Below are 22,462 nucleotides of genomic sequence, written 5' to 3' on the forward strand. Positions count from 1 at the left end.
TGAACGAGTGTTCAGCCTGGTCTATGTTCGTTCCACCTTCTTTCCCGGCTGGTTGCGGGCTTGCGTTTCTTCTATTTGAACGAGGCACTGGCATGCGGTTTTCACCTTTTGTTGAGCGGATCTCAGGTCAAGGTGTCGCTGCCTGGGATATTCACAATGCGGCGTTCGAAGCCCGCCGCAATGGTGAGGATGTGATCATTCTCAGTGTCGGCGACCCGGATTTCCCAACCCCCGATTTCATTACCGATGCTGCCATCCAGGCGTTGCGCGAAGGAGATACCCACTACACCGAAATCGCCGGCCGCCAGGCGTTGCGCGAAGTCATCGCCGCGCGCTACGGCAATCTGTTCGGGCGTCAGTTGCAGGCGGCGAATGTGATCACCGTGGCCGGTGCGCAGAACGCCTTGTTCGTCACCTCGATGTGCCTGCTCAGTGCGGGGGACGAAGTGATTGCCCTCGATCCGATGTACGTGACCTACGAAGCTACGCTCAAGGCTTCTGGCGCCACCCTGGTGCGGGTACCGTGCTCGGCGATGGATGATTTCCGTCTCGACGCTGCCGTATTGGCAAAAGCCATTACTCCACGAACCCGGGCGATTTTCCTGTCCAACCCCAACAATCCCACCGGCGTGATGCTCAATCGCGAAGAGCTGCAAGCCATCGCAGACCTGGCGATCGCCCATGACCTGTGGGTGGTCGTCGATGAGGTCTACGAGAGCCTGGCTTTCGAACGCGAGCACCTGAGCCTGGCAGCGCTGCCGGGCATGGCCGAGCGTTGCGTGGTCATCGGCAGCCTGTCGAAATCCCACGCCATGACCGGTTGGCGGATCGGCTGGATCGTTGCCGACCCCGCCCTGATCGCGCATGCCGAAACCCTGGTCCTGAGCATGCTCTACGGCTTGCCGGGGTTCGTCATGGAAGCCGCGCTCAAGGCTGTCGAGGCCCACGCTGAAGTGACCCACGGCATGCGCGACATCTATCGCCGCCGCCGTGATCTGGTGGTGAACGGGCTGTCCGATTGCCCGGGCATTTCGGTGCTCAAACCCGATGCCGGCATGTTCGTACTGGTGGACGTGCGTGGCACTGGCCTGACTTCGCTGGAATTTGCCTGGCGCCTGTTGCGGGAGGCGAGGGTGTCGGTGCTGGACGCGGCGGCTTTCGGCGAGCCGGCCCAAGGCTTTGTGCGCCTGTCCTTCACCTTGGGTGAAGAGCGGCTGACCGAGGCTTGCCAGCGCATTCGGGATTTCGTCCTGGTATTGAAGGGCGAAGCGCCGCGACCGGTGATCAACAGTGTCGCAACCGAGCCAAGGGTCGAACCGGTTGCGGCGCGGACCATGATCGAAGTCGAAAAACTGCACAAGCGTTTTGGCAATATCGAAGTGCTCAAAGGCGTGTCCCTGACCGCCCGTGAAGGGGAAGTGATTTCACTGATTGGCGCCAGCGGCTCGGGCAAAAGTACCTTGCTGCGTTGCATCAACATGCTTGAAGTGCCGGACCAGGGGCGCATTCTGGTGGACGGCGAAAGCATTCACCTCAATCACACCCGCCCCGGCGCGCCGCTCATTTGCGACGCCAGGCAACTGGTGCGCATTCGGTCCAGCCTGGGCATGGTGTTCCAGAATTTCAACCTCTGGCCCCATCGTACGGTGCTGGAGAACCTCATCGAAGCGCCGACCCAAGTCCTGCGCGAAAGCAAAGCGGAGGCCACCGAACGCGCCGAAGCCTTGCTCGAACGCGTGGGGCTGGCGGCCAAGCGCAACGAGTACCCGGCGTTCCTCTCCGGGGGACAGCAACAACGGGTGGCCATCGCCCGGGCCCTGGCCATGCGGCCCAAGGTCATGCTGTTCGATGAACCTACCTCGGCACTCGACCCGGAATTGGTCGGGGAAGTGCTGCGGGTGATCCGCTCCCTCGCCGAAGAAGGCCGGACCATGATCCTGGTGACCCATGAAATGGCCTTCGCACGCGATGTCTCTTCCAAAGTCGCCTTCTTGCATCAAGGCCTGATCGAGGAAACCGGTTCGCCGGACGAAGTGTTCGTACACCCACGCAGCGAGCGTTGCCGGCAGTTCGTCAACGCTCATCAAACTCGCTAACGCCACATAAAAAGACGGGAAAACACCATGGGAAATCGACGTTTTGCACACTGGTTGACTGGCGCCGCCTGCGTATTGCTGGCCGGCATGAGCGCAGCTCAGGCACAGCCCATTCGCTTTGCAGTCGCCGCGGAACCTTATCCGCCGTACACCGAAAAACAGGCCAACGGTGAATGGAAAGGTTTTGAGGTCGACTTGATTCACAAGCTGTGCAGCGAAATGAAGGCCGAGTGCGAGATCAAGGAAGTGGCGTGGGACGGGATCATTCCATCGTTGTTGGCGAAGAAAATCGACGTGATTTTCTCCTCGATGTCGGTGACCGAAGAGCGCGAAAAACAGATCGCATTCAGCAAAGCCTATTACGACTCGGTGGTCGCGGTGGTGGGGCCGAAGGACGCCGTCGTCAAAAAGTACCCGGATGACCTCAAAGGAAAAACCATCGGCGTGCAGAACTCGACAGTCAGTGCGAGCTACCTGAAGACCTACTACGAAAAAATTGCTGACGTGAAGTACTACGACACCCAGGACTCGGTGAACGCCGACCTGCTCGCTGGCCGCATCGACCTGATGATGGCCGACGGCACGGCCATGGCTGCTTTCGTCAAGACCCCGGATGCCAAAGACCTGGCCTACCTCGGCGCGGTGCCATACGACCCGATCTTCGGCAAAGGCGTGGGCGCCGGTCTGCGCAAGGACGACACCGAGCTCAAGAGCAAACTCGACAAGGCGATCCAGGAGTTGCTGGCGAGCAAGGACTATGACGACTTGTCCCAGCGCTACTTCGGTACAAGCGTGAAGCCGACGTTCTGACCAACCGGGCGCATATAGAACCCTGTGGGAGCTGGCTTGCCGGCGATTGACGCGACGCGGTGTGCCTGACGTACCGCCTTCGCTGGCAAGCCAGCTCCCACAAAGGCTATGCGGTGCGTTCACGGTTGTTACGGGAGACTGAAATGCCTGCAATGTTCGATTTGATCAATTTCAGCGAGCAAGGGTGGGGCGGGGCGCTGCTCAAGGGGCTCTGGATGACCCTGCAGATCTCGGCCGGAGCATTCGTGCTCGGGCTGGGGATCGGCTTGCTGGTGGCCTGCCTCAAGTTGGGTGCGCCGAAACCGATTGCAGCACTGGCTCGCGGTTACACCACATTGTTCCGCGCGGTGCCGGAGTTGTTGCTGATTCTGTTGCTGTACTACATGGGTTCGATGCTGCTCAACTCGCTGATGACCTCGCTGGGTTACGAAGTGGTCAATGTCAGTGGCCCGTTGGCGGCGATCGTGGTGCTGGGACTGGTGCAGGGTGCCTACGCCTCGGAGATTTTCCGTGCGGCGATCCAGGCGATTCCCTATGGCCAGATCGAAGCAGGCAAGGCCTTCGGCTTGCACGGTTTTGGCCTGTTCCGGCGTGTCACGTTGCCAATCATGGCCCCTTACGCAATGGCGGGGATGGCCAACCTGTGGATCAACCTGATCAAGGACAGCGCCCTGATCAGCGTGGTCGGCACCAACGAGTTGCTGTACACCGCCAAGCAAGCGGCGGGTTCGACGCGTCACTATCTGTTGTTCTACCTCACGGCCGCGGCGTTGTATTACGCGGTGACGCTGGTGTCGAACTACCTGTCGGGACGGTTGGAGCGGCGTATTCGTCGCTGGATGCCTCTTGTTGACTAAACCGGCTGAGTAAATGAAATGATTCCAGCGTGGACAGTTGAATACGCATCGCTGTTGATCAGGGGGCTGCAAACGACCCTCATGATTCTGTTGATTGCCAGTGTGCTGGGTTTCTTGCTGGCGATTTTGGTAGCCCTGGCGCGAATCTCGAAGAACACAGTGATCGCCAGGGTCAGCCTGTTTTACACCAGCGTGACCCGCGGCACGCCGCTGCTGATTCAGATTTACATCTTCTACTACGGACTCGGCAGCCTGTTTGCGCAGTTCCCGCTGATTCGCGGCAGCTTTCTCTGGCCGTACCTGCGCGATGGTTACTGGTACATCGTGTTTGCCCTGGTGGTGTCGGTTGGCGCCTATGTCGGCGAAGTGATCCGCGGCGGTCTGTTGGCCGTCCCGAAGGGTGAGATGGAAGCAGCCTCGGCGTTTGGCATGACGGCTCGCCAGGCACTGTTGCGCGTGCGGCTGCCGCGGGCCTTGCGTTTGCTGTTGCCGACCCTGGCCGGGGAAACCGTGATGCTGCTCAAGTCCACGGCGCTGGCCTCGACCATCGCGGTCATCGATTTGCTGGGTGCGGCCAACGTGGTTCGGGCGCAAACCCTGCAAGTCTACGAACCGTTGTTGCTGGTGGCCGGTGTCTACGTCTGTCTGACGTTCCTGATCGAAGCCTTGTTTGCCTTTTTCGAGCGCCGGGGAACGCCGGTACGCAGGTCCGCATGATGAACAAACCGTTGGTTGACCGCTCGCTGCAAGGCATCGGCCTGTGCACCTTGGGCTACGCGTTCCTGTCGTTGCAGGACGCCGGCATCAAGTGGCTGGTGGCCGACTATTCGGTGGTCAGCATTTTGTTCTGGCGAGCCTTGGTGGTTGCGGTTGCGTGCTTGCTGATCGGGCGTTTGTCGCTGGTGCGCCGTGCGTGGCAGTCGTCCAGTCGCCGCTTGCTGGTCGTGCGCGGGTTGTTGTCGATCGCTGCGTGGCTGCTGTATTACACGGCAGCCCGGGACCTGACGCTCGCGGAAATGACCACGTTGTATTTTTCGGCGCCGATCATGGTCACGGTGCTGGCGACTACGATACTCAAGGAACGCGTCAGCGGTTGGCAGTGGTTTACCTTGCTCATCGGTTTTGTCGGCGTGGTGATTGCTTGTCGCCCCAACAATCTGGCCGATCCGCTGCCGATTGTGCTGACGCTGTTGGCGGCGATGTGCTGGGCATTCACCTATATCCAGCTGCGCCAGGTGGATGACCAGACCTCGGTGCTGGAGCAGATGCTGATCACCAACGTGGTGTTCGTCATTTGCATGGCGGTGGCATTGCCCTGGACCCATACGCCAGCGCCGACCCCGGCCTGGCTAGGCATGCTGGGAGCGGGCCTGTTGGGCGGCATCGGCCAGTTCCTGCTGTTCGCCAGTTTCCAGCGCGCCACCGCGACGGTATTGGCACCCTTCGAGTACACGGGATTGATCTGGGCGTTCCTGCTGTCGAGCCTGATCTGGGGCACGCTGATGGATGTGTCGTTGATGATCGGCGCCGGTTTGATCGCGGTCAGTGGCACCCTGGCGATGATTTTCGGCCGGCATCCCTCACAGGACGTCGTCGGTGCTGAATGCTCCGTGTCGCAACCCCTTTACCCAGCAGCGGCAGATGTGGAACCCGTTGACCAGGCTGAAAAATTACGTTCATGACAGAGGGGAAGGGCATGGCGCAGGACGTTTCATTCAGCGTTCTTAACAACAATGGTGACGCGGTGCAGGTCGGTGCCTGGCGTTTCGAAGGCGACAATACCGGGCCGAAGGTGCACTTGCAGGCTGGGGTGCATGCCGATGAAATTGCCGGAATGCTGGTCTTGCACGTCTTGATGCAACGACTTGCAGTGGCCGAGGCCGAGGGCCGACTGAAGGGCAGCGTGACCGTGGTTCCACAGGCCAATCCCCTGGGCATCGGCCAGTTTCGCCAAGGTCGGATTCTGGGGCGCTTTCACGATGCTACCGGCCATAATTTCAACCGGGGCTTCGATCAATCAGCCGCGATGGAACAACCGGCTACGAATGTCCAGCAATGGCAAAAGAAACTGGTAGAACTGGCCGCGTCGGCAGACGTGATGCTTGATCTGCATACCGATGACGAAGCACTTCCCTATCTCTACGTGCATCGCAGTTTCTGGCCCCGAGGCCACGAACTGGCGACAGCGATGAAGATGGACGTGGCAATCATCTGGGACAATGGCGGCGATGGCTCATTCGAAGAAACCATCATCGCTCCGTGGTTGCGCGAAGGTACGACGCAAGGTCGCATGGCCGCTACCCTGGAGCTGCGAGGGCAGGGCGACGTCAACGACCGGTACGCCACGCAAGACGCCGATGGCCTGTACGCCTGGCTGTGTGGCTACGGAATTATCGACGAAGTGACCGCACTGGCCGAATGGCCTGTCGAGATCAGGGACATGGCGCAGATGGAGACCATTCTTGCACCACAATCTGGCGTACTGATCTTTGAAAAAGAACTGGGTGATGTCGTGGAGCAAGGCCAGCGGTTTGCGCGAATCCTGCGCCGGCCGGGAGATCCGTCTTCGCAAGTCGTCTTGTTGGCCGAACAAACCGGGCGCATGGTCACGCGTTATCGCGATCGCCTGATCCCACAAGGCGCGGTAGTGGCCAAATTCACCGGTAGCCGTGTTTCACGCAACTGGAGCGGCGGGTTGCTGGATCCGAACTGAGCGTTGAAGGGATGAATTTTATAACTACGCTAAATGCCTGTTTAGTCGAGTTAATCGCCTATCGTCGGCGAAAACACGTAAATACAAGCCAAAAAACGTTAGCAGTGCGCGACGGACTCAGCCGGACAATTGATCGTCGCACTCGAACTGGCACTGCACCAGATGCAGCGAATACCATCGACGTTACGCTCCGACAAACAAGCCATACCGACCAACAGGGACGGCTCACGATATTGCGGATGGCTGAAGATTCGCCCACAGGACATTTTCCCCCAACCAGTCAGGCGTGATGCATTACTACCATTTGGGTGACGCCATCGAGTACTCACTGATTTTCCCAGCCGGCACATTGAAAACGCAACGACGTTGTTGCCGGGTGGAGTTTGCAAATGCACATAGCTGGCGGAATCTGGAAAGCGTCATCGGCTGATGACGGGCTCATCAGGATTCGGTCTGGCCAGCGAAGCCATTTCGCCAGGGCTTGATTTTTGCCGATATGGAAATCGTCAGCCAACAAAAACTGGTAGAGCAATTTTCAGAACAACTGCAGTTGATTGATACTGTCGGTATCACTTAAAAAAGATAAATTCTAATTTGTTGTTTTGTATGATTTATATCGGGCTCTGACAAGTTTTACACCCTGTTTTTCTGTGGCTTTATTTTTTTTGATGGCGATTTTCTGTGTTTATTTTTTTAAAGTGATTGTAAGTAACTTAAACTCAATCTAAGCGATTGGTACTTTCAATCAACTGTAACGAGGGCCTGAGATTGAGGATCTGATTGAGCACCTTACCCAGTTGCGTCTTGGCGCTTGCCAACGCAATTTCACACGGCTCCGGTTTCAGGGTGAACAGCACTTGACCCTTGATGACAACCGCTGGTTGTCTCTCACATCGACTGAGGTCTCCAGGCCCCGAGACAGCGGTGGAGACACCAACGCGATCGGCCTGAATGTAGGCGTTGTCTGTTGGAATTATCTGCCTACCTGTGACGTACAGGTCCAATTGACGCGCGAGGAGGCCACGATGGGCTTTTCCGAGGAAGAGCGTCAACTAGGTTTTGAGGTGTATGGATTGTTAAGGGGCGACCTTGTCTAAGAACGGATATTAGTAAGACAATGGTTCAGACGGCTCTCTTTCACGGTTGGGAACTGAGTGAAAAAGCCCGCAATGTCACAGATGCAAAGCAGCGGGCTGAGTTGGAGAGCTTAGTAATGTCTGCGCTCAGAATAGCTCGCCCGCATCTCGCCCCTTCATATCCTTTCCTTGCACAGACCCGATCCATATTCCAGTCCTATCGCCTTTCTGTTTGATCGCAGTTGTTGGCTGTAGGACTACGGAAGTTGGAGAGCTCTTCAATCAAGCACTTCCGATTTTTTAGTCTTCTTGTCAAAGCTTCCGCTAGTTCAGTATTTATTTCGAATATCAACAACTCTGCAGTATGCCTTGTACCTCCTTAGGGTGCTTTCAGTGTCTGGCTAGTTCCATGTTTTGCATTGAGGTTATGTAGGTCCTGTGACGTGGCGCCATGTATGTCTGCGATTGAGCTAATGGCCGAAAGCACAAGGCAGATGAAAAGCCACTTAAGAGGGGGGGGGGGCAGGCACCAATATAATTATTCCGCATTAATAGTATGGGGTGATCGCGAATTAATATAAGTCAAATCATGTGGCATGCTAATAATTAGATCTAAATAACTTGTTGTGTGTGCTGTAAAGGCAATGGATCGCAATGGGATATCTTAGTTTTTGGCTGCCGCTTTAGGGTTTGTTGTTGATTTTAGAAAGGAGTTATTTGTGGCTAGTGTTTATACATTGGAATGCAGCGATGACGGAATTACCGCAGGGCTCGAAATAGCCGTTGCATCATTCATGAGTGATATGATGCAGGGTCTGTGCTTCAACCTCTGGCTGGTGGCTGGCAGGTGAGCTGAATGATCCATGCTGATATAGCTAATGAAAGAATTTAACACGTCGCCCTGGCTTATTTAATGATTTTTTATTTGCTTGGTTGAATGATTCAAGCGCCAAAGCATCTGAGGCTGAACATATAGATGGGAAGACTAGCCATATGTTCAGTTAATGAGCAGTCGAGTGCCGAAAGAAGAGCGTGTATTTCTGTAAATGAGCAATGGAGAAAAGTATGGGCCATATAAAAGTAACGTACTATTTTGTATCAATTACTGGCTTAGAAATTGACGATACCTACTTTGCATGCGGAGATTCTACCCTCGCCGGGCCATTTTTGAGTGGGGGAACGGCGGTGGATTGGCAGCGGCAGTTCAGCCCGGGCGCAAACATCATTCAGTTATGGGGTGATGATCCTGACACATGTACCCATAGTCCGTTGTCATTTGAAAATGGCCAGTGGGTGCGTTCCTAACGATCAGTTCAGAGTTTTAGGCACATTCGATTTTGCGGCTTCAATGCGAAGACGGCGGATCCACGCGTCTAATGATTGATGCCCCGGAGGGAAATATGTTCGGTTCTGGTATTCTCGATACGGTCATCGGTCTGATATTCATCTTTTTGCTCGTCAGCATGCTGGTGACGATCATCAACGAAATGATCGCTGCAGCACTGATGTCTAGGGCGAAATGGTTGCGACTGGGAATCGACCGGCTGATCGGTTCCGAATGGATGGAAAAGGTGTACGCCCACCCCCTGATAGAAGGAACTGCAAGGAAAAGACTTGGATAATAGAGCGCGGACCGTCCTATATTCCCTCCCGTTCGTTTGCCAACGTGCTGATGAGCGTGATCCAAGAGAATTCAAGCGCAATCGCCGAGTGTCAGAAGGCTTTGAGGGCCGCACTGGATTCAGCTGCCAGCACGGGCGCGACGGTGGATAACCTGAGGGAGCAACTGTCCACGGTGGCAGGAAAGATGTCGGCTTCAAGCGGTATCCAGGCGGCTATCGCTGGCGATCTTGTCCGGCATCTCGATGCGAGCGGCAGCTCGAATACGCGCACGTGGCTGGGGGAGGTGGACACCAGGGTCAGGGAACTCAACAACGTGGGCAGGCCGGAACTCGTGCCTCTGCTCCAGACCTTGCAGCAACTGGTCACCGATGGAGTGACTACGCGTGCCGGGATAGAAGAATTACGCCAGCGCTTCGACGTTGCGGTTACTACTCTGCCGGCGGGCCCGGCAACCATGGTGTTGAGAGAGGAGCTCACCGCGATGGGCAAGCGGCTGCAGGGTCCCTACACGGTCGCGGACGCCTATGCCGACATCCAATGGTTTATCGACGGGATCTCGGCCCGTTACGTGCGCCAGATGCTTGAAGCGCTACCTACCGGAGACCTGCAGAAGGCGCTGTTGACCTTGTTCGATGACGCCAAAAACGATGGCGAAAAACTAAAAGAAAACATCGAGGTCTGGTTCAACAATGGAATGGACCGGGTCAACGGCTGGTATAAACGTCGCTCGCAACGAGTCATCGCCATTCTGGCGCTGGTCGTGGCTATTGCAATGAACGTCGACGCCATACTGATTTTCAGGCATTTGCAAACTTATCCGGCAGTGGGTGAAGCGATTGCAAGGCAAGCAATGCAGTTTGCAAAACAAAATCCACCTTCCGCGCCGGGTGCCCCGATCGTCGCCGACGGCGACCCGCACAGCCTGCTTGGACAATTTAATGCGGTGCAGACAAAACTGACGGACTTGGCAGTTCCAATTGGTTGGGTCAAGAAAGGAACGAAAGCCCAACAGGACAACGGTCAGGAGCTACCTGCTGGTTTAAGTGCATACGGCGATTTAGCCTGGCAACACGCGCTGGGATGGCTACTGACAGCGCTGGCAGCCACGCTAGGTGCGCCATTCTGGTTCGATATGCTCAATCGCGTGATCTCTATCCGGTCAGCCGGCAAGCCTCCAGAAGAAGAACCAAAACCGCCGAAGGCCGTGTCGGTGCCAGTGGAACCAGGGCAGTCGCAGCAGGAAGCTGACAGGCTCAGACAGGGCGAGCCGCGAAGGCGATAACGGACGTGTCGGCAGCATCCATTAGTAACCCAATGTTGCCATATCTTGCGATTGCCAGCCCTTCTCCTGCACGGAGTCCCCATGACGCTAACAATCCTAGCAGGACTTCCCGCCGTGACTGGCCTGGCCGACCTGTTCCCTGGACAAGAACTCTCGATCGACAACGGCAAAAATCACCACACTTTAGTGTGTCGCTGTATCTTTACACACGAATTGCGCCCAATTATGACCGGGCGGGAGCTTATCAAGCGCAGTGGAGCATATTGAAGGGGGGGGAGGACGTGCACACAATACTTCACTGCTGTTATCGCAGGTTGATTGAACTTTCGTTCTGCGCTATCGAAATGCAAATAAATAAAAAACCATCCTTTCCTCTCAGACCGGAAGCGGGGATGGTGTGGTGTGACACCATTACAAGAGCCTCGCAAGTTGTTTATTTTTTAAGCTATCGGTGCGTTATTCTAAAAAATATCGAATTTTACGGTGTTCGGGTTGCGCGTTGGCTTACCCGCATCTACGCTTGGGATCGAGTCATATGCGAATCAGCTAAAATATCTTGATTGAATATTAACTCCTTGAGGAACGAGCTCTAATAGAATCTGATCACTATAGTTTTTTGTTAGCTTTCCAGAGTTTTTTGCATCTTCCTGCAAAGCATATGATTCGACTTTTTGCTCACTAGCTGTACTTTTCTAAGTTTGTACTTCAGCGTTAATGTTGTTCGACTTATTTGAGGTGACTTCGCGACATCCACGACAGGGTATTCGCTGATGAACGAAGCTGATATGGAACCTGATCAACCACTCGCAGAACAAATCTTGCCTTCCATCTCATACCCCAGTGAATGCGATCTGGTTATGAAGGGTGGTATCACCAGCGGCGTTGTTTATCCGCTGGCCATTGTCGAAATTGCCAAGGCATTCCGCCTGCGCTCCATTGGTGGCACCAGCGCAGGAGCGATCGCAGCCGCCGCAGCAGCTGCAGCCGAGGCGGGTAAACAAAGGCGCAAGCAAGGTCTGCTTGACGCAAAAAGCCAGTGCAGTGACTTTGAGCTGCTGGCTCAATTGCCGCATTACCTGGCCTCCCCGGATAAAGTAACAACCCGCACCGGCTTGCTCGGTATGTTTCGGGCTCATCCCCGCCTATCAACGTTGTTCGATGGCTTGACGACCTCGTTGAGTATTGAACGCAAACGAACCAGATACTGGAGCGTTGCCAAGTGTTTGTCGGGGGAGCTGCGGATTGCGTTATTGTTTGGTTTTGTTCTCGGTGCGCTCCCACTGACGTTCACCGAATGGCAGGCGCTGCATTTTTTTACCTTGGTTTGGTTCCTTGTTGGCGGGCTTTTATGTGCTGCTATCGGCGGTTTCATTTTGCTTGCGGCGCGTCTGGTGTCCGTACTGCGAAGTAATCGATTTGGTCTGTGCAGTGGAATGCCGGAACCTGGTGACACCACGGAAGTGGCGTCCCAGTGTTTGACAGTCTGGTTGCATCGCTATCTGGATCAATTAAGCGGCCAGGCCGATGTTCTAAGTGAAGTAGTGGGGGCACCGACCCACAAACCATTGACGTTTGGAGACCTGGCCAAGCTCGACATCAACTTGCAAATGATGACCACCTGCCTATCCCAAGGGCGCCCCTATCGATTGCCTTTTCGCGACGACGTGCTGGTTCGCGAAAACAATCAGTTCTATTACCTGGAAGAGGATTTTCGGGAGTTATTTCCGGCAAAAGTCGTGGACTGGATGATTGCCCACCAACGGCCGGCACAGGGTGGATCGCACAGTGAAGCGTCGCGTATTGGCTACTGTCGCCTGCCAAAACCCGAAGATTTGCCGGTGGTTGTGGCGGTCAGGATGAGCCTGAGCTTTCCATTTTTGCTCAGTGCCATTCCCCTCTACGCCACAGATTATGGGAACCCAGGCAAAGATCTGGAGTATTGCTGGTTTTCCGATGGTGGTCTGAGCTCGAACTTCCCCATTCATTTTTTTGACTCGCCGCTTCCGCAACGACCAACATTCGGCCTGGATTTGGGCGTATTGCACGATTATCAGGATCCGAAGCAGGACCGGGTTTTCTTTCCACAGAACAACAATCAAGCACGGCTTCCCTCCTGGCGCCGTTTCCACCAATTGGGTGCATTGGGTTCAATAGGCGGTTTTGTTTCTGCCATTTTCAATACGGCCACGGAATGGAGCCATGACACGCTGTCACGTCTGCCCGGGTTTCGCGATCGTGTCGCGTTGATTCGGCTGACGGCCGAAGAGGGTGGACTCAACCTCGCGATGCCTGAAAGCCGGATCAATGCACTGACTCGATACGGACAAGAAGCAGGCATCGAGTTTGTCCGGCGCTTTGGCGATTGCAGTCATCTGGAGGGTATCGCCCCTAGCCCGGATATGAACTGGGAGAACCATCAGTTGATCCGCTTGCGTCTATTGATTGCGTCGGTGAGCGAGGTGGTCGGTTGCCTCAGGACCACGGACATCGCGCTCAACGCCACACCCTCACAGCGTTATCAGCGCTTCTTCACCAACGCCAAACTGGGGCCGGCGACCTATCGCTTCCAGCAGCGTGCCGGTACTCAACAGTCTGGTCCGCCGTTTCGCTCCCAGGCTGTACTGGCGCAGCACATTCTCGAATCTTTGCTGAAACTCGCCGCGGAAATTGCCGCATCAACGGCCCAACCGGGCGGCGCGACCATCGATCCGGGGAACAAAGCACCCAAGCCGACCCCCGAATTCAAACTCAAACCACGCATTTGAACTGTAGCGCCCGAACTGTGGCGCCGGAGCCTTTGGCTTCGAAATGTTCGATGGTTCCTGACCTCACATGGAGGTGAACGATGTCTGATCGATTTCTGGCGTTTCGGTGCTTTGGCAATTACGCTTGGCCACCCGTGGGCAGCGGTACACCGGCCGAGACGAGGGCTGGAGGCGTTGTCGAGATTCACTATATGCTGGACGGGGCGCTCCAGAAAATGGTGGGCTGCGTGCGCTGGGTGCCCAAGTCTCAATGGTCCGCTGACCTGGCTTTCAATACGCCCTTGAAAAATCTGACTACTGCAGACGCTTTCAAACGCCGCACAAACGATCGTTGCACTACGGTTCGATGTTCCACCCGGCAGCCTGGCGTCTCACCTGGACGATGACCAGTACAAGGCACGGCAGATATTCGTGGGCGCGGCCACCCTGCCCACCACTCGGCTCAGTGGTAAGACCCAAGGGTGGCCGTAGAGAACATGGTCTTTATAGACCATAGCTCTATCAGGTTAGTCGATTAATGCAGCCCCAACAGATCCGTTTAATGCGGCTGAGCGCTGTCCGTCGCCCCCTTGGGTGTGTCGCTGAACAACCAGTTCTTTCTTCCGACAATGAAGGGCCAGATCGCACGTTCGGCGTTGTTGTTGTCGATGGGTAGCTTGCTGCTTTCGACTATCTGTAACGATACCCGTCCACTGGGTTGATGCTAGCTACCCGACGACGAGTAACGAGGAAGAAAGGATGAGCTTGTCGTAGAGCGCCACCAGGCGGGTAGGGTACAGGTGCACTGTGGCGGCGTTTTTCTTTTGTGCGACGTATCGACGCAATAGGTTGGCCCGCATGCGCATCCAGGGGCGTCCTCCCGGGCGGCGCCTCCAATAGCGCAGGCCAGGCCGGCGGCACCGATCAGGGTCATAAGTGTCATGCTGTTTTCCTCACTTGATGTTGAAGTCTTCCGGTGTCAGGAATTCGGCAACACTGTCCGGCCAATAACCCTGACCATTGCGATCGCTCTTGAGCACCGCCAGCGCATGCTCTTTCAACATCGTGGCCGGACAGGTCAGGTACCACACGAAATCCGCATGGCGTCGCATCAAGCCCGTGCGAAAGCCGCGCGCCGGGTCCATCAGGTCGACACGGCGCGGCAACGGCGACTGGGCGTGCAGCGGCATCGCCAGACGCCACCGTCCATCCTTGCCCAGGCTACGTTGCAGTGCCAGGTACAGCGCGGGTGGAGGCTCGACCACCGCCTCGTCGGTCAGCGTCAACGCCAGGGTACAAGTGGGCACTGGTGCCAGGGCTATGTCGACCGCGGTAAAATCCCCTTTCTGCGTGTTCCACAGGCGGCGCGTGAGTAATGCATCAGTCTTGTCCTGCTTGCCGCGGAGCGCCGCGCTCACCTGCAGCACATCGCCAGGCTGCAGGTCGGCTGGCTCACCATTGGCTTCCACCAGCCGGGTCAGCGGCATTTCGTAGACGGTCGCAAGCTTGACCCATAACTCGCCCGCGACCGGCTTGTCTTTAACGTCGATGTGGCTGCCAAATTTCACCTCGCGTGTCTTGCCGCTGGCCGCCAGCAGTTTTAAGGTGACGCGCGCGACGTCCTTGTGCATCTCGGTATCGTTACGCTGATCCAGGTCGCCCGCTGGCGCAGCACCTTTCGCTTCGGCCACCGCTTGGGCCAGTTCGTCCATGCGCCGTTCGTAGGCGATATCGAGCATCAGCGTGACCACCCCACGCAGGTTAACCCGGCCGCGGTCCGCCGACAGCACCAGACGCAGGTCGCCGCGCTGGTCGACGCCGAGAGGGTCGACGTGGCCTGTCGCCTTGAGTTTGTCGACGGTACTGAACGGCGGGTTGGCGAGGTCTCGGTCATAGGCGGGGTCGCTGAAGATCAGCGTCGATGGGGTCAGCGGCAGCGAGCCTCGCGCCTGCAGCATCGGGTAAAGTGGCATGCGCAATGTCAGCGGCGCACGCTCGCTGCCACCCTCGACCAGCCGTCGCTGGTCCGGATCACCGCTGTCGAGCTTGACCTGCTCGGCGGGGTTGGTCGGCACCTCGCTCGAGGAGCAGGGCAGGAAAGTCCACTGCAGTTCCACTGGCGGCAGTACTGCCTGCTCAGCGAGCGCGCGTGCGATCTCGGGTAGCACCGTTGGCGGCTGCGCCGACAACGGTAGCGAGACCGCGCGCGGATCGAGGGTCAAGGCAATCGAGGCCATGCACCAGTTCCAGCCAGCGGCATTCTTGCAAGGCGCCTCCTGTATCCCATATGTCCATTTGACCTGCGTGGCACCCGCAGCCAGTACCAGCCAGTGGTAGGTGAGGAGATGGCCGCCGATTTTCAGTCGCGCACTCGACATGCCGTCTCGAAGGCCAAGCGCGGTGAACAGAAAAGCGGCCGGGCTGACCGGCATTGTCTCGGCAGGCTGTTGCAGGGCCAGGCGCACGACGATTCGGCACACCAGGCGCACCGAGCCGTCCCAGCGCTCCGATACCACGCTTGCGCTTTCCGGGCTAGCCACGACCTCGATCGCCCAGTCCTGGAACTGGTTGCCTTTGCCTTTATCTGGCCCGGGGCCGAAGGATCCAGAGCCACCCTGGACGATGTCGGCGGAACCCAGCAGGGCACTGGCCTGGGTCAGCGGGCGCACCAGCGAAGCCTGTATACGGCGGTCGCGCGCGGCGTCGCCGCAATTGGCTGGCAGCTCCTTGGGCCGCGGTGTGCGCAACTTGCGCGCGAACGATGAGCTGGCCTGGGCCGGCGCGCCGAAGCGCGCATTCACAGCGTCGTAGGCGCGAATATCGCCTGTCGCCGTGCCATCGAGCCGCGCGAGTATGCGGACTCGGCGCAGCGTCATTATACCGGCCCGTTCTCCGACGGATGCGCCCGCTACCTGGCCAGGCATGAAGGGTTGTGCCTGGGGTCCGGCTAACGCATCCGCCGCAGCGGCGGCTTCGGTATCTTTGTGCGGCACGCCACGCGGCGTACTCTCCAAAATGGCGCCGACCACCTCGTTGTCGACTGGAAGGCGCACCCGTGGCGGTGCCGGCTGCAGCCAGCCGATGGGTTCCCCACGCAGTTTGGCGACTTGCAGCGGCAGATATACCGGCACCTGCGTTTGAGACAGCCACACTAGGTCCAACGCCGGCTTTTCCAAACTCAGGTCGATTGGCGCCGAGGCGCTGGCCGGCAACGTCAAGCGGCGTGCCAGGCCAGCCAGGCCGGAGCCCTCCTCATCGCGGATAGGCGTGCCCGGCCCCTCGTTGGGTGCGGCCAGCCAGCGCAGCAGGTTGTGGACTGCCGGCATGGCCGGCGAACCGCGGCTGCCATCGGCAAACGCGACGGGAACGGCCGGATCGCCCATCCCGCGGTCGAGCGCCATCGACGCAATCGTGCCGTGCAGGAAGGTTGCCCCATCCGGTCCGTCATAGGATGCCAGTAAAAAACCGGTAGGGTCGGGGTCGAGGGTTACGGCGATCGCGCGAAGATAGGGCGCCATCGAGAGGTCGTTCGAAACTGGGCGGGTGTAAGGGGAGGGTTGTCGCCGCACGCGGCTCCCCAATACGTACAGCATGTTCGAGGGCGGCCGCGGCGGCGTCTCAAGGGTCACCGGCGCGACATCGCGCATTTCGACTGCCGCGGCCAGGGTAACGTCAGGGAACACGCGCCCGGACTCGATGCGCTTCAGTGTGCATGCCACCAGCGACAGCGCACGGATGTCCGTCTGGTCGGGCTTGTTGACATACTTCGCAGGGGCGGCGTTCAACACGGCATTGACTGACACCGCCGCCGCCAGGAAGAACGGCGTGCCCTCCAGGCTGGGGTTGTCCTCCTGCGGACGTACCTCGAAACTTTGCTCAACCAGTACGGTGCCGATCATTTGCACCACGGCTGCGGTGTCCCACTGGCGCGTCAGCGAACCGGCCAGCAGGGCGGTCGCCAGCGCGTCCGACGACACATTGGCGGGCGACGCCGCCGTCGGACGGGTGAGCGCTACCGCGCGCGCGGCCGGGCCATCGTTCCAGGCAAGCTCGATACCAGCTTTGAACGTGTCCTGCGCGATCCGGATGCCGAGCCCTGCCAATACCGGCAGACGCAGCAGCGGGGCGGCGATGTCATTTTGCTCGAATCGCAGCATCCCGACGAAGCCCCCCGCAATCATGACGGTGTCGCCCCCGTGCGCGGCCCAGAGCTTGCGGAACAGGGCGCCCAATGCACCCTGCAGGACGGTGGCGACGGCGCCGGCACCTGCCCGTAGCATGCCCGGCTCTTCCTCACCCTTTTTGCCATTGACAATGCCCCGCTTGTATCGGGCCGCGAAGGTGTTGGCGTCTTCCTCGAGTTTCGCTGGCACAGGCGGTACCAGGCCGGCAGGGCGGCCCACAGCAATCGATTCGACGCCGGTCCAGCTCAAGGTCTTGTTGTCGCGCTTGAGTGTGTGGCGGGCCACCACTGGCGTCACCCAGACCGCCGTGCCATGGGGCCTGAGGATGGCCGCCGCGAGCGTGAGCGGTATACGGTGGCCGGCCAGGGTCCATTTGACCCTGTGTTGCGCCGCACTGCCCGTGCCAGGGCCAACAAGCATCCGGCCGCTGAGTGGGCGCGTTGTCGTCAGAGGCAGCGGTACCCGGGATGCCAGTGAGCCAACGTCGAGTGCCGGCCAACCGACGTCGTTGTCGGCGTCGATAGAGGCGTCGACAGTGGCCTGCCCCACCCATTTGCCCTCGTCGTTAGTACCGACACTGAAGTACAGGTGCACACCCGTGACGGTAATGCCTTTTCCGCACAGCCGGCCGGCACCGCCGTTGTACGCCTGTTTATCCTGCAACAGCACACCCTCGCACTGTCCGGCGGCGAGCTCCACCGTGCCATCAATCCGGTCGGATACACCCAGCTGCACGACGAGGCCGGCCCGCACGCTGGCGCGCGCGCCGTCCGCGGCTACATTAAAACCGGCTTTCAGCTCGTCTGAAATCGCGCCGTTCGCCTCGTCGGGCGGGTCGTCCCGCTTCGTGTTCGACGCCGTCATCCCGAGCAGCACCAAGGGTGCGTCCAGCCCCAGAGGCCAGATCACCGGGGCGGTGGCGCGATCGGCGTGCTCGCCTTGCGCAAATAGTTCGATCACCGGGTCCCATTCGAATTTGACGGGCAGATCCCTGAGCGGCTCGTTTGGGTCGAACAGGTAGCCGGCGCTCACGCAAGCACGCTTGATGCGCAGGCGCGACTGGCCAGTATCGGCTGGATTCGGGGTAGCGCGCATCACCACTTGCCACGCGCCGTCCTCACCGGGTGCCGATACGATAGCCGGCCGACCGAGGCCTACCATGACGCCCGCGACGTCGACGCCGAAACTGAGACCCTTCAAGGCGAATGTCGCACCTGTGGAGCAGCGGGCCGTGACCTGCACCCTTCGCCCGCGCGCGTTGTCCGCTGCGCGCAGCTCGAACCGCAAGGGGTGTGCCGGGTCGGCCAACGTGAAGGAGGCTGTCAGGCCGCTGGGGCCCGGGTTCGATAGGGTCACCCGGATCAGGTTGCTACTGTCAGTGCGTGGGTTGAGCGCCAGGCGGCACAGCAGTTCGACGGATGACACCGCATTGGAAGTCAGCTTCAAATCGATCAGGCGCAGCGGCTCCAGGCGAAAGCCGAAGAAGGGTATTTCGCCGCGACCGAGCAGGATGGCAGCTTTGGCGGCGGCCATCTCGACCGGAGCGAAGCGCCATTCGGCACCGTTGCGCGCGAGCACTGCGTCCTTGTCTAAGGCATCGAAGGCGATCGACGCCTGCGGGTCAGCATCGAGCTGCGCAGTGTCGCCATCAAACAACAGATCCTTGAACCAGAACTGGAATCCGACGCCGTTAATGGTCGCATCGACTGGTTTTACCAGTGAGACCAGCCGTTTGCCCGCGGCGCTACCGCCCACCGTCACCGGACGCGTCATCAAGATGGAAGCGACGACCAGCGTTGCGGGACCGGCCCCGCTCATCGCGTTGTCGAGATCGATGCCATCCTGGCGGAAGGTGGCCGGACTGAAGCCGAGTACTTGAACACTGTTTGCGTCGCCTGTCGCTATTGTCTCCTCCAGCCTGAGCTTGTTGTCTTTACTGCGCCCCAGCCAGCCGTCGTAACCAGCCAATGCCCCGTTTCCTCGCACAGCCGCGCGATTTCCCAGCGTCAGGGCGCCGTAGGGCAGTGGCGGAGGGAGTGGGCTGTCGCCATAGTGGTCGATACGCAGTGTTGTTGACCAGGTCAATCCGCGCACCAGTGTCTTTATGTCGACAGCCTTCGGCGCGTCGAGGGCCACAAATCCGCTCAGGTAGCTGTCTACCACGCGGCTGTTTTGCTGCTTGCGCTCCTGTTCGCGCCAGAAAGCGGCCAGTAGGGGCCAGTCGAGGGCGGTGGGGACGCTGCCGGTCGCCGGCTGCTCTACCGACGGTGCCGGCACACCCTGTGCTGGCGGCAGGGCGGCAGTGGCAAAGGCCTCGTCGAGCAGCGGCAAGTCATAGCGCAAAGCAGCCTGGAAGACAGGTTGGCCATTGCCAGCCTTGGGGCCGGGCAGCATGCGTAGCTCAACGCCAGGCACGCCGACGCAGGCGAAACCGATGCCGCGTTCCGGTACCACGCCTTCGCGGCTATTGGCACCCCCTGCGCGCGGCCAACTCGGCACCGGCTTCAGTTCGAACGCTTTGCCGTCGACTCCCCGCAGTTCCAGTAAAGGAGCATGGATGGAGCGCGCCAGGAGCGCCAATGGCATGAGTACTTCTTTAGGGTTCGTCACGCTGCGTTCGAGCAAGGCGTAGGGATGCAGGTCGCGACTTTCGAGGGGACGCAGGGAGCCACCGGCCGCGCGTGTCATCGGCATGCCGGCGGCCAGCGGGATAGCGGGATGGCGCAGCCAGGCCACGGCTGGCCACGGCTTTTGCCGCTCCAGCGCCAAGTCGGGGAGCACTTTGCGCGCGGCTTCAAGCGCCGCTTGCGCGTCGTCAACACGATTCGACGCTGTTTCGGTACTGACATGCGCGGCTTTGAGTTGTTTGTCGGTTTGCGTTATTGCGCCTGCCAGCATCGGGTCCTTGCGCAATTGTGCAATCGGTGCCAGCGCCGCGCGCCATTCGACGTCGGATGCAGCAAGCTGCGCGCGCATTGTATCCACCCGGTTTTCGACGACACCCATCAGTAAGTTGCGCGGGTCGTCGCGGTTGGGTATTGCGTCGTAGCGCTCGTCGATGCACTGAGCGGACTCGACCAGCGCTTCGCGTGCTTCTTCAGGCTTGAGCAACTCATCGACCCAGCGCGTGCTGTCGGTACGAAACGACAGCGCCATCGTGTCCCAGCTGAGCTTCAGGTCGGTATCTTTCGTTTTCCGTTCGGCGCGCAGAACGAGGTTGCTCAGCGTTGCGCCGAGCGCAGGTCGGGCAGCATCAAGTGATTCCGGGGTCAGCATGACCACGTCGACGAAGGCCCCGGGGCCGGCGCCCAGGCGCGGTAGCGATTCCTGTGCGTCGGGACGGTCGGCCGATAGCCACAGCAGTCCCCGGGCCGAAAGGACTGGATCGTGGAGGGTGATGACCGCGTCCTCCAGTTGGGCACCACCGCCTGATATGCCGGGACGAAGGCGTACCTTGCCTTGCACCCCGGACGCCTGTTCTACCGTTAAGCTCCATGGCGACTCGGCATCGCGCACCGTCGTCGCCTCGGGCATGAAACCGGATTGCACGTCAGCAGAAATGCCAACGCGGCGCAGCCGGAAGAAGCCGTCGAGCACACCAGGTAGCGGCGCCGCCCGCGGTGCACCGGCGAGGACATGATCATTGCTGGTGTCGATCGGGCCCAGGTTAGGCACTGGCAGCTGCAGCCAGCCATTGTCGAGGGCAACAAAGGCCGGGATCAGGGGCCGTGCGTACTCGTCACCGAACGGCAGCCCCGCCATTCGGGCGGACGGCACCGGCGGTGGCGTCGCGATGCCATAGGCCTCACGCAGCTCGGGCACGAGACGCCCCAGGTCGAAGTCCAGCTCAAGCGGTTTAACTTTGCCGACCTCCATTGTCAGCGTTTTCGCATCGCATCGACACGCCAGCGACACGGCACCTTGCAGATTGCCTTCTTCGAAGGCGAACTGCACCCCCCGCGCGCCGTCGGCCAGCGCCACCTCGCTCACCTGCAGGGATTGCGCGCGCAAGCCGGCAACGCTGTCTATCGCCCCCAGAATCTGCGGGCTGACCAGCGCGACCTGGACGTCAGGTCCGGGCACCTCAACCGCATTCGCATCAAGGCCGGTCGGTTCGCCCGAGTTTGGCGCGCGCAGTACGCGCCAGGAAAACTCCGGCAAGGCACCGCCGCGGCGGCCCGCGAACTTGAGTCCCAGCATATCTTCACCGGAGTCGCCACTCTCCGGCACGATCGCTCCCCATGCTTTGGACCACTCGGCAGGGTCGGCGGCGGCGAGCAGTTTGAGCCGCAATTCAAAACCCTGATTAACCGGCAACGCATGCAGCAGGACTCGACCGACCAGAGGCGCGGCTGCGGCGCGACCTGGGAATGGCAACGCGGCGTCGAACTCGATGCCGTCCGGAACCAGCCAGACCTTGGGCCAATTACTCCAGCCGGTGCCGGCTCCGACGACAATGCCCAGCTTACGCAACCATTTGAGCCCGAGCATGTCGAGATTGACGTGCAGGCCGACTCGGCCAGCGATCAGGCGCAGCGGCGGCACCGCAATTGCGTCGTCGACGACCTTCTGGAACCGGTCCTGCCCCTCATCGTCCAGGACCTCGGCCACTACATGCACGAACGGGGCCGCGCCGGCTGATTCGTCCGGGCCCTCGGTAACCGAGCGCAGTGCCTTGCCACGATCGACGGCGACTTCCTTGCCGTCCTCGTTCCAGCCGAACAGCAAGCGATCCTTGTCGATGTAATTGCCGTTCTCGTCAGTGCGCTGGCGGTAGTGCAGGTTCTGGGCGCCGACCACCAGATGCAGGTCGAGCAAACGTGGCCGCACCCACTTTTCGTCGGGCATCGCCGGCTGGTCGGCTACCAACACCCGTACCGGGTGGACATGGTCGGCGGTGGCGCCGATTGCCTTATCATGCGCTCCCAGCGCGTTCCGCCATCCGAAATGGGGGGCACTGGCATGCAGGATCCAAAGAGGCCAGGCGCCATTTCCGCCAGGTACCTGCGGCCCGGCCAGCGTGACGCTGCGCAGCATGCCCGGCTGCTGCGCCAGGTCGTCGATGATCCGGTTCATG

At 59.3% G+C, this 22,462-nt stretch carries 11 protein-coding genes and 1 pseudogene; 10 read left to right on the top strand and 2 right to left on the bottom strand.

Annotation, left to right across the window (positions count from 1 at the left end):
- Positions 1-92 precede the first annotated feature (92 nt).
- From D8U69_RS29950 to D8U69_RS14150, 10 genes are all read left to right on the top strand, one after another.
- Positions 93-2,096, top strand: a complete 2,004-nt coding sequence (locus D8U69_RS29950) for an aminotransferase class I/II-fold pyridoxal phosphate-dependent enzyme (RefSeq protein WP_130907536.1) — start codon at positions 93-95, stop codon at positions 2,094-2,096.
- Between the two features lie 27 nt (positions 2,097-2,123).
- On the top strand, positions 2,124-2,906 hold the full coding sequence (locus D8U69_RS14110) for a transporter substrate-binding domain-containing protein (RefSeq protein ID WP_130904833.1): 783 nt from the start codon (positions 2,124-2,126) through the stop codon (positions 2,904-2,906).
- Positions 2,907-3,049: 143 nt separating this feature from the next.
- Complete coding sequence (locus D8U69_RS14115; RefSeq protein WP_056855322.1) at positions 3,050-3,763, top strand: ABC transporter permease subunit; 714 nt, start codon at positions 3,050-3,052, stop codon at positions 3,761-3,763.
- An 18-nt stretch (positions 3,764-3,781) separates the two neighbouring features.
- Positions 3,782-4,480: an ABC transporter permease subunit gene (locus tag D8U69_RS14120; protein WP_056855323.1), complete on the top strand. Its 699-nt coding sequence runs from the start codon at positions 3,782-3,784 to the stop codon at positions 4,478-4,480.
- On the top strand, positions 4,480-5,445 hold the full coding sequence (locus D8U69_RS14125) for a DMT family transporter (RefSeq protein ID WP_130907537.1): 966 nt from the start codon (positions 4,480-4,482) through the stop codon (positions 5,443-5,445). The genes D8U69_RS14120 and D8U69_RS14125 overlap by 1 nt, the downstream gene beginning before the upstream one ends.
- 14 nt (positions 5,446-5,459) lie before the next feature.
- A complete protein-coding gene (locus tag D8U69_RS14130) occupies positions 5,460-6,476 on the top strand; it encodes a succinylglutamate desuccinylase/aspartoacylase family protein (RefSeq protein WP_130907538.1) in 1,017 nt (338 codons plus the stop codon).
- Between the two features lie 2,141 nt (positions 6,477-8,617).
- The gene (locus tag D8U69_RS14135; protein WP_130907539.1) at positions 8,618-8,857 is read left to right on the top strand and encodes a hypothetical protein; all 240 of its coding nucleotides are present in this window, start codon (positions 8,618-8,620) and stop codon (positions 8,855-8,857) included.
- Positions 8,858-8,928: 71 nt separating this feature from the next.
- Positions 8,929-9,174, top strand: a complete 246-nt coding sequence (locus tag D8U69_RS14140; protein WP_130907540.1) for a hypothetical protein — start codon at positions 8,929-8,931, stop codon at positions 9,172-9,174.
- Between the two features lie 50 nt (positions 9,175-9,224).
- Positions 9,225-10,457: a hypothetical protein gene (locus tag D8U69_RS14145; RefSeq protein ID WP_130907541.1), complete on the top strand. Its 1,233-nt coding sequence runs from the start codon at positions 9,225-9,227 to the stop codon at positions 10,455-10,457.
- Between the two features lie 770 nt (positions 10,458-11,227).
- Complete coding sequence (locus D8U69_RS14150; protein WP_241668658.1) at positions 11,228-13,222, top strand: patatin-like phospholipase family protein; 1,995 nt, start codon at positions 11,228-11,230, stop codon at positions 13,220-13,222.
- 547 nt (positions 13,223-13,769) lie between these two features.
- Here the strand turns inward: D8U69_RS14150 and D8U69_RS14155 are convergent.
- A pseudogene (locus D8U69_RS14155) lies at positions 13,770-13,892 on the bottom strand (transposase); the annotation flags it as partial.
- Positions 13,893-14,154: 262 nt separating this feature from the next.
- Positions 14,155-22,461: a hypothetical protein gene (locus D8U69_RS14160; RefSeq protein ID WP_130907542.1), complete on the bottom strand. Its 8,307-nt coding sequence runs from the start codon at positions 22,459-22,461 to the stop codon at positions 14,155-14,157.
- Between the last annotated feature and the right edge of the window lies 1 nt (position 22,462).

Source organism: Pseudomonas sp. Sample_16 (assembly GCF_004307665.1).
In the GTDB taxonomy this organism is placed as follows: domain Bacteria; phylum Pseudomonadota; class Gammaproteobacteria; order Pseudomonadales; family Pseudomonadaceae; genus Aquipseudomonas.

What these genes read in the sequence shown, in the direction of transcription:
- D8U69_RS14110 (WP_130904833.1), top strand. Translation starts at nt 2,124, where the DNA reads ATGGGAAATCGACGTTTTGCACACTGGTTGACTGGCGCCGCCTGCGTA.
- D8U69_RS14160 (WP_130907542.1), bottom strand. Translation starts at nt 22,461, where the DNA reads ATGAACCGGATCATCGACGACCTGGCGCAGCAGCCGGGCATGCTGCGC.
- D8U69_RS14150 (WP_241668658.1), top strand. Translation starts at nt 11,228, where the DNA reads ATGAACGAAGCTGATATGGAACCTGATCAACCACTCGCAGAACAAATC.
- D8U69_RS29950 (WP_130907536.1), top strand. Translation starts at nt 93, where the DNA reads ATGCGGTTTTCACCTTTTGTTGAGCGGATCTCAGGTCAAGGTGTCGCT.
- D8U69_RS14120 (WP_056855323.1), top strand. Translation starts at nt 3,782, where the DNA reads ATGATTCCAGCGTGGACAGTTGAATACGCATCGCTGTTGATCAGGGGG.
- D8U69_RS14140 (WP_130907540.1), top strand. Translation starts at nt 8,929, where the DNA reads ATGATTGATGCCCCGGAGGGAAATATGTTCGGTTCTGGTATTCTCGAT.
- D8U69_RS14145 (WP_130907541.1), top strand. Translation starts at nt 9,225, where the DNA reads ATGAGCGTGATCCAAGAGAATTCAAGCGCAATCGCCGAGTGTCAGAAG.
- D8U69_RS14115 (WP_056855322.1), top strand. Translation starts at nt 3,050, where the DNA reads ATGCCTGCAATGTTCGATTTGATCAATTTCAGCGAGCAAGGGTGGGGC.
- D8U69_RS14135 (WP_130907539.1), top strand. Translation starts at nt 8,618, where the DNA reads ATGGGCCATATAAAAGTAACGTACTATTTTGTATCAATTACTGGCTTA.
- D8U69_RS14130 (WP_130907538.1), top strand. Translation starts at nt 5,460, where the DNA reads ATGGCGCAGGACGTTTCATTCAGCGTTCTTAACAACAATGGTGACGCG.
- D8U69_RS14125 (WP_130907537.1), top strand. Translation starts at nt 4,480, where the DNA reads ATGAACAAACCGTTGGTTGACCGCTCGCTGCAAGGCATCGGCCTGTGC.